Source organism: Streptomyces sp. NPDC048258 (assembly GCF_043201995.1).
GTDB lineage: Bacteria > Actinomycetota > Actinomycetes > Streptomycetales > Streptomycetaceae > Streptomyces.
The window spans coordinates 1-5,480 of record NZ_JBICZH010000060.1; the positions used below are offsets into that span (position 1 = coordinate 1).

The window sequence follows — 5,480 nt, forward strand, 5'->3', positions numbered from 1 at the left end:
CCACGAAGGAGACCGCGATGCCGGGAGGCAGACTCACCCAGCAGGAACGTCAGCAGATCGCGCTGGGACTGGCCGACGGCCTCGCCTACGCGGAGATCGCCAGACGTCTCGACCGCCCGACCTCGACCATCACGCGTGAGGTGATGCGCAACGGCGGCCCCACCGCCTACCGCGCCGACCTGGCCCACCGCGCCACCGAACGCCGCGCCCACCGGCGCAGGCAGGCCGCGCCCCAGGGGGCGGAGGCGCCCGCGCAGGCCTACGGACGGGACGCCGAGGCCGTGCGCGAGTACGAGGAGACGTTCACCACCGTCCTCATGGGTTCGGGCATGCCCACGATGATGTCCCGGGTGATGGCCTGCCTCACCCTCACCGACACCGGCAGCCTCACCGCGTCCGACCTCGTCCAGCGCCTCCAGGTCAGCCCGGCGTCCATCTCCAAAGCGATCAAGTTCCTCGAGAGCCAGGGCTTCGTCCGCCGGGAACGCGACGAACGCCGCCGCGAGCGCTATGTCGTCGACGACGACATCTGGTACCAGTCGATGATCGCCAGCGCCCGGTCCACTGCCCAGATCGTCGAGATCGCACGGCAGGGCGTCGGCGTCCTCGGCCCCGACACCCCGGCCGCCGCCCGCCTGGAGAACGTCGCCCGCTTCCTCGACTTCGTCTCCGAGAGCATCGCCCGCGCCGCGGAGCAGGCCCGCGAGATCCTCCACACGAAAACCGGACCGACCTCAGTCCCGGCCGGGACGGCGCGCGACGAGCGCATTCCCGGCCAGGCCTGACGGTCGGCCAGTTGTTCTACGGGGCCGGGCGGTCAGTGTTGCCGTTCCGGTTGCGGACCTTGGCCCGGATCTTCTTGGCTGTGTATCCGAGCCCGGTGATGAGGGCCGCGGCCAGGGTGTTGCCGAGGAGGTCGTGGCCGAGGTCCTCGCGGTTGCGCCTCGGCCCCGTCCGACAGGCCCCGGACGCAGTTCGCACATCAGTGCAGCACCACACCCGCCCGGGGCCTCGCCCCTCGGTCACACGTAAATCCCGCGTGCCCCGGCGCACGGGCATCTCGGTGGCCCGCGGTGCCGGGGTCTCGCCTGGAGGTCCCTCGCCGTGTGCGTGGTTCAGCGGCGCATGCGCCACGTGCCGTAGAGGCCGGCGACGGCGCTGATGACGCCCGCGAAGCCGGCGTCCCCGACGGCGAGGTAGATGCCTGCGCAGGTGCCGAGGAGGGCGATCAGCACGAAGCTGTCGCGGTTCCCGTGCCGGTCCGGCTCGGGGGGTGCGGCCGGTTCCGGGTGAGTGGAAGGCGGTACGGGGTCGGGTGTCCGGGATGTCGCGTCGATGTGGGTCATGTCTCCAGGAGAGCGGCCGTCAGGGCAGGTTCCTAGTGATCCGTACGGCCCCGCATGGACCCGGACGGCGTCGGTCACCGTGCGGGGAAATTCCGCCTGACCTCGAACGCCGCCGGGCGTTCAGCAACGTTCGGCGGATTCCGCATACGTACGGCTCCGGGCCCTCTAGCGTTGGTTTCCGGACAAGGGGGGTGATCCGGTGACACACGAAGATCCCGGGATCGAGCCGCACGACGCCACCGCCATCGCCGCGTTCGAGGACGCGCTGCGCGAGTTCACGGAGGAGCTGAACCGGCTTCACATCGCCCACGGCGCACCGACCTACGCGACCATGGCCAGTGCGTCGGTGAGGCCGAGGCTGACCAAGGCCGGCCTCAACGAGATGCTGGCCGGCAAGCGGTTCACCTCCCTGGAGGCACTGCTCGAATTCGTCCGGGTCGTCACCACCCCCAGGGACCCGGATCCGCCCGCAGCCGCCGGGTTCCGGGCCGACCCCGCACTCGCGGAGGACTGGCGCGGCCGCTGGCAGGACGTGAAACTGCTCCAGCGCCAGGCCCAGCCCGCGAACAAGCGCTTCCGCGCCACCGTGCGGCAGACCCTGGACGACGCCGCTCAGGAAGCCGAAACCGTCCGCGAGGTCGCCCGTGCGGAAGCCGACCGCATCCGCACGAGCGCGGAAGCCGAAGCCGCACGCGTACGCGCCCAGGCCCGGCACGACGCCGACGAGCTCCTGCACCGCGCCCGCCGGACGGCGGCCCAAGCCCATGGATCGCCCCCAGGCGAAGGGGCAGACTCGCACCCCCTGACGCGCACCGCCGGCTCTGCCGGGAAGTTGTGGCAGCGGGGGAAAGACCTTGTGCTGCGCCCCGCGCTACGTCCGCCGGCCGCGGCGACCGCGGTCGCCGGGCTGGCGCTGGCCGCGATCCTGACGGCGGACTCCCTCATCGGGACATCCGGCACCTGCCGGCCGGGTCAGTCCCAGGCGGCCGACCATCTCGTTCCCCGAGCCGGCCGCCAAGGCCGCGGAACCATGCAGCAGGCGGCGTTCGCCCGCCAACCCGCGGCCATCATCACCAACCTCCGGATCTTCGGGTTCCCCTCCTCCAGCCCTTCGACAGACAGCTCTCCCCCACCGAGCACCCCACCGAGCACCCCACCGAGCACCGCACCGACACCGAGCCCCACCCCAACACCCAGTACCTCGCCGACGCCGACCCCTTCACCATCCCCAAGCAAAGCCGACCCCTGTACCCCGTGAACACGAGCCCCTCGCCCCTGTCGAAGCACCGCCGGCAGCAGGCCGAGTACGACGACCTGTTGGCCCGGCGCTACTACCCGATGGCGTGAGCGCCCCAAAGTCCGGATCGCCGGCGGCCCGGCTCCGGCCCCCGCACGCGCCGGCACGCCCCGGTGTCCTGGTCCGGTCAGCCCTGGTCGCCCAGGTCCAGGCGGTCGGCCAACCCGGCGGCGGTGAAAGCGGCCACCAGGTCGTCACGGCCCTCCGTGAAGTGGGCCCAACTGTCGTAGTGGACGGGAACCACCCGGCGGGCGCCGAGGATCTCGGCGGCTTCGGCGGCCTGGGCGCTGTCGAGCACGATGAGCGCGCCGTCGAAGACGACGGGGAAGCGAGGGGCGCCGGCGAAGAGGACGGCGGTGTCCACCGGGCCGAAGCGCCCGGCTATCTGCCGGACCAGATCGAGCGAGGCGTTGTCGCCGCTGACGTAGACCGTGGGCAGGCCGTCCCCGGTCAGGACGAAGCCGACGACCTGGCCGGTGATCGGTTCGACCTCTTCGCGCTTCCCGGGACCGTGGATGGCGGGCACGCCCGTCACGGTGATCGTGCCGCCGCCGGGCCGGTCGAGCTCGATCGCCTCCCAGTCGGCCAGTCCCTTGGCCCTGTCCCCCAGGCGCTGCCCGCCGCCGGGGGTGGTGAGGGTGAGGGGCACGTCGGCGAGGAGTGCCCGGCCGGAGTTGTCGAGATTGTCGGCGTGCTCGTCGTGCGAGAGCAGAACCACGTCGATGCGGCCGAGCTCGGCAGGGCTGCCGGAGGAAGGCGCGGTCTTGGCCAGGAGGGGGCCGCCCGCTGCCCGGTAGTCGCCGGGAGCGTCGAAGGTGGGGTCGGTCAGGAATCGCAGGCCTCCGTACGTGAAGAGGGCGGTCGGACCGCCGAAGACGCGGACGGGGATCTGCTCACTGGGCGTGCTGGAGTTCGCCATGAAAACAACCTCACGGATGGGAAGCGGTCTATCCGTGAAGGACGCTACAGACTTCTCACGGATGGACGCAACCCATAACATGAGACCCATGAAGGAGATCGTGACCGCTGAGCCCGTCCTGCCACCCGCACCCGGCGCGGAGCAGCACCCCGCACTCGACTTCGCCAACAGCGCCATCGCCCTGCCCGGCGGCCAGTTCACCGACCTCCTCGGCACCCCCACCACCGCCAACCAGTGGCTGATCGAGCGCGATCTCGCCCCGGCCGACGTGGAACTGCAGGAGACGTGCGCCGCACAGCTGCGGTCGCTGCGCGAACAGGTCAGATCACTGCTCGCCTCCCGGGTCGGCGGCTTCCCGGCCCTGCCCGGGGCCCTCGCCGCCGTCAATGACGCGCTCACCCGTGCTCCCGCAGCCTCCCTGCTGCACTGGGACCTCACCCACGGCCCGTATCGAGCCGCCTCCCACCCCACCGCCCAGATCGTCGAACACGCCCTCGCGGTCCTCGCCGACGACGCCGCCGACCTGCTCACCGGCCCGGACGCCGAACGCCTCACCGCCTGCGGCTCCACCCCCTGCAACCGCTTCCTGCTGCGCCACGGCCGCCGCCACTGGTGCTCGATCCGCTGCGGCGACCGCGCCCGAGCCGCCCGCGCCTACGCCCGACGCACCCAGACCGAAGCCTCTCCCCCAACCCGATCTGCGGGGTGATCGTCGACCTCTACGCGAGCAATCCGGACTCCTGCCACGACGCAGAAGAGCACGATCCCGACACCGACACCTGCGAGGTCCCCGGCCCGTGTTGCGATGAGTTCGGGCTGCGCCGCCGGTCTACCCTTCAGACCCATCGTCCCGGAGGTGCGGCAGATGACCGATACGACGACTCTCGACCTCGGACCACAAACCCGCATCGTGGCCCGTCTCGCGGCGGGCGTCCCGGACGCCCGGCTCGCCGACCCGACACCCTGCCCCGAGTACGCGGTCAGCAACCTGCTGGGGCACATCGCGGGCCTCGCCGCCGCCTTCCGCGACGCCGCCCGCAAGGACCTGGGCCCCACGACGGACACGGCCCCCGACGCATCCGCGCCCTCCCTGCCCGCCGGCTGGCGCGAGGAACTGCCCCGGGTCCTCGGCGAACTGGCCGAAGCCTGGAGGGATCCGGCCGCCTGGACCGGCATGACCCGCGCGGGCGGCGTGGACCTACCCGGCGAGATCGCGGGCGCGGTGGCTGTCGACGAACTGGTGATCCACGGCTGGGACCTGGCCCGGGCCACCGGCCAGGAGTACGCACCCGATCAGGCCGCGCTGCACGCCTCGCACTCGTTCCTGCTGGCGGCCGCCGAGGACGAGAGCCGCGGCGGGGGCATCTTCGGCGCTGTCGTGCCCGTACCGAACGACGCCCCGCTGCTGGACCGGGCAGTCGGGCTGAGCGGACGCGATCCGGGCTGGACGCGTCCGACGTCCCCGTGACGTGCTGTCCATCCGGAGCGAACCCCGGCCGGCCATATAGCCGCAGGCACCTGCGTCCATGACAGCCGACTGGACAAGCCGGACCCGGCCCGCTCGTGCCTGCCACCACGCCGGCCCGCAGTACCCCACCCGGCTCACGCACCGTCGGGCCCTCGCCATGCCCCCGTCCGAGCCTGGCTCTTGCCCCCGAGGCCGGACCGACCACCTTGGAACGGCAGATCCTCCAAGCAGCGCGGCCGTTGGCGAACCGCTGGATCAGCCTGCCCGCCCTGACCACCCTCACGGCCTTCGACGAGGCGAGTGGCCCTGCCGGTGTGCTGTGCCGATGGCGGCGGACCGGGTCTTCTTCCCGCCGGTGATGCCACAAGTCACGCCCCGGCCGCCGCGCCCCGAACGACGCCGTGGCATCTGCCTGCGGTTTGTTGCCACTGCGGGAGTCGTCTGGCGTAT

At 72.1% G+C, this 5,480-nt stretch carries 7 protein-coding genes; 4 read left to right on the top strand and 3 right to left on the bottom strand.

Features of this window, described 5'->3' with window-relative positions; all coding sequences use genetic code 11:
• The first annotated feature begins 17 nt into the window (after nucleotides 1–17).
• Nucleotides 18–785: a helix-turn-helix domain-containing protein gene (locus ACGFYQ_RS41995; protein ID WP_393752635.1), complete on the top strand. Its 768-nt coding sequence runs from the start codon at nucleotides 18–20 to the stop codon at nucleotides 783–785.
• Between the two features lie 16 nt (nucleotides 786–801).
• On the opposite strand, the gene ACGFYQ_RS42000 is transcribed toward ACGFYQ_RS41995, so the two are convergent.
• Together ACGFYQ_RS42000 and ACGFYQ_RS42005 are read right to left on the bottom strand one after the other, a co-directional pair.
• Nucleotides 802–981 (bottom strand): hypothetical protein, encoded by a 180-nt coding sequence (locus ACGFYQ_RS42000; protein ID WP_393752623.1) that lies wholly within the window; start codon nucleotides 979–981, stop codon nucleotides 802–804.
• A 134-nt stretch (nucleotides 982–1,115) separates the two neighbouring features.
• Nucleotides 1,116–1,346 (bottom strand): hypothetical protein, encoded by a 231-nt coding sequence (locus ACGFYQ_RS42005; RefSeq protein WP_393752625.1) that lies wholly within the window; start codon nucleotides 1,344–1,346, stop codon nucleotides 1,116–1,118.
• A gap of 199 nt (nucleotides 1,347–1,545) precedes the next feature.
• Here ACGFYQ_RS42005 and ACGFYQ_RS42010 point away from each other — a divergent pair, with 199 nt between their 5' ends.
• The gene (locus ACGFYQ_RS42010) at nucleotides 1,546–2,604 is read left to right on the top strand and encodes a hypothetical protein (protein WP_393752627.1); all 1,059 of its coding nucleotides are present in this window, start codon (nucleotides 1,546–1,548) and stop codon (nucleotides 2,602–2,604) included.
• Between the two features lie 166 nt (nucleotides 2,605–2,770).
• Here ACGFYQ_RS42010 and ACGFYQ_RS42015 read toward each other — a convergent pair whose 3' ends face one another.
• Nucleotides 2,771–3,562, bottom strand: coding sequence for an MBL fold metallo-hydrolase (locus ACGFYQ_RS42015; protein WP_393752629.1), 792 nt, complete (start codon nucleotides 3,560–3,562; stop codon nucleotides 2,771–2,773).
• Between the two features lie 88 nt (nucleotides 3,563–3,650).
• Here ACGFYQ_RS42015 and ACGFYQ_RS42020 point away from each other — a divergent pair, with 88 nt between their 5' ends.
• Both ACGFYQ_RS42020 and ACGFYQ_RS42025 read left to right on the top strand, forming a co-directional pair.
• On the top strand, nucleotides 3,651–4,271 hold the full coding sequence (locus tag ACGFYQ_RS42020) for a CGNR zinc finger domain-containing protein (RefSeq protein WP_393752631.1): 621 nt from the start codon (nucleotides 3,651–3,653) through the stop codon (nucleotides 4,269–4,271).
• Nucleotides 4,272–4,427: 156 nt separating this feature from the next.
• Nucleotides 4,428–5,030, top strand: coding sequence for a TIGR03086 family metal-binding protein (locus tag ACGFYQ_RS42025; RefSeq protein WP_393752633.1), 603 nt, complete (start codon nucleotides 4,428–4,430; stop codon nucleotides 5,028–5,030).
• The last annotated feature ends 450 nt before the right edge of the window (nucleotides 5,031–5,480 follow it).

Excerpts from the sequence above, each read along its gene's own strand:
- ACGFYQ_RS41995 (WP_393752635.1), top strand. The coding sequence starts at position 18 with ATGCCGGGAGGCAGACTCACCCAGCAGGAACGTCAGCAGATCGCGCTG.
- ACGFYQ_RS42005 (WP_393752625.1), bottom strand. The coding sequence starts at position 1,346 with ATGACCCACATCGACGCGACATCCCGGACACCCGACCCCGTACCGCCT.
- ACGFYQ_RS42015 (WP_393752629.1), bottom strand. The coding sequence starts at position 3,562 with ATGGCGAACTCCAGCACGCCCAGTGAGCAGATCCCCGTCCGCGTCTTC.
- ACGFYQ_RS42020 (WP_393752631.1), top strand. The coding sequence starts at position 3,651 with ATGAAGGAGATCGTGACCGCTGAGCCCGTCCTGCCACCCGCACCCGGC.
- ACGFYQ_RS42025 (WP_393752633.1), top strand. The coding sequence starts at position 4,428 with ATGACCGATACGACGACTCTCGACCTCGGACCACAAACCCGCATCGTG.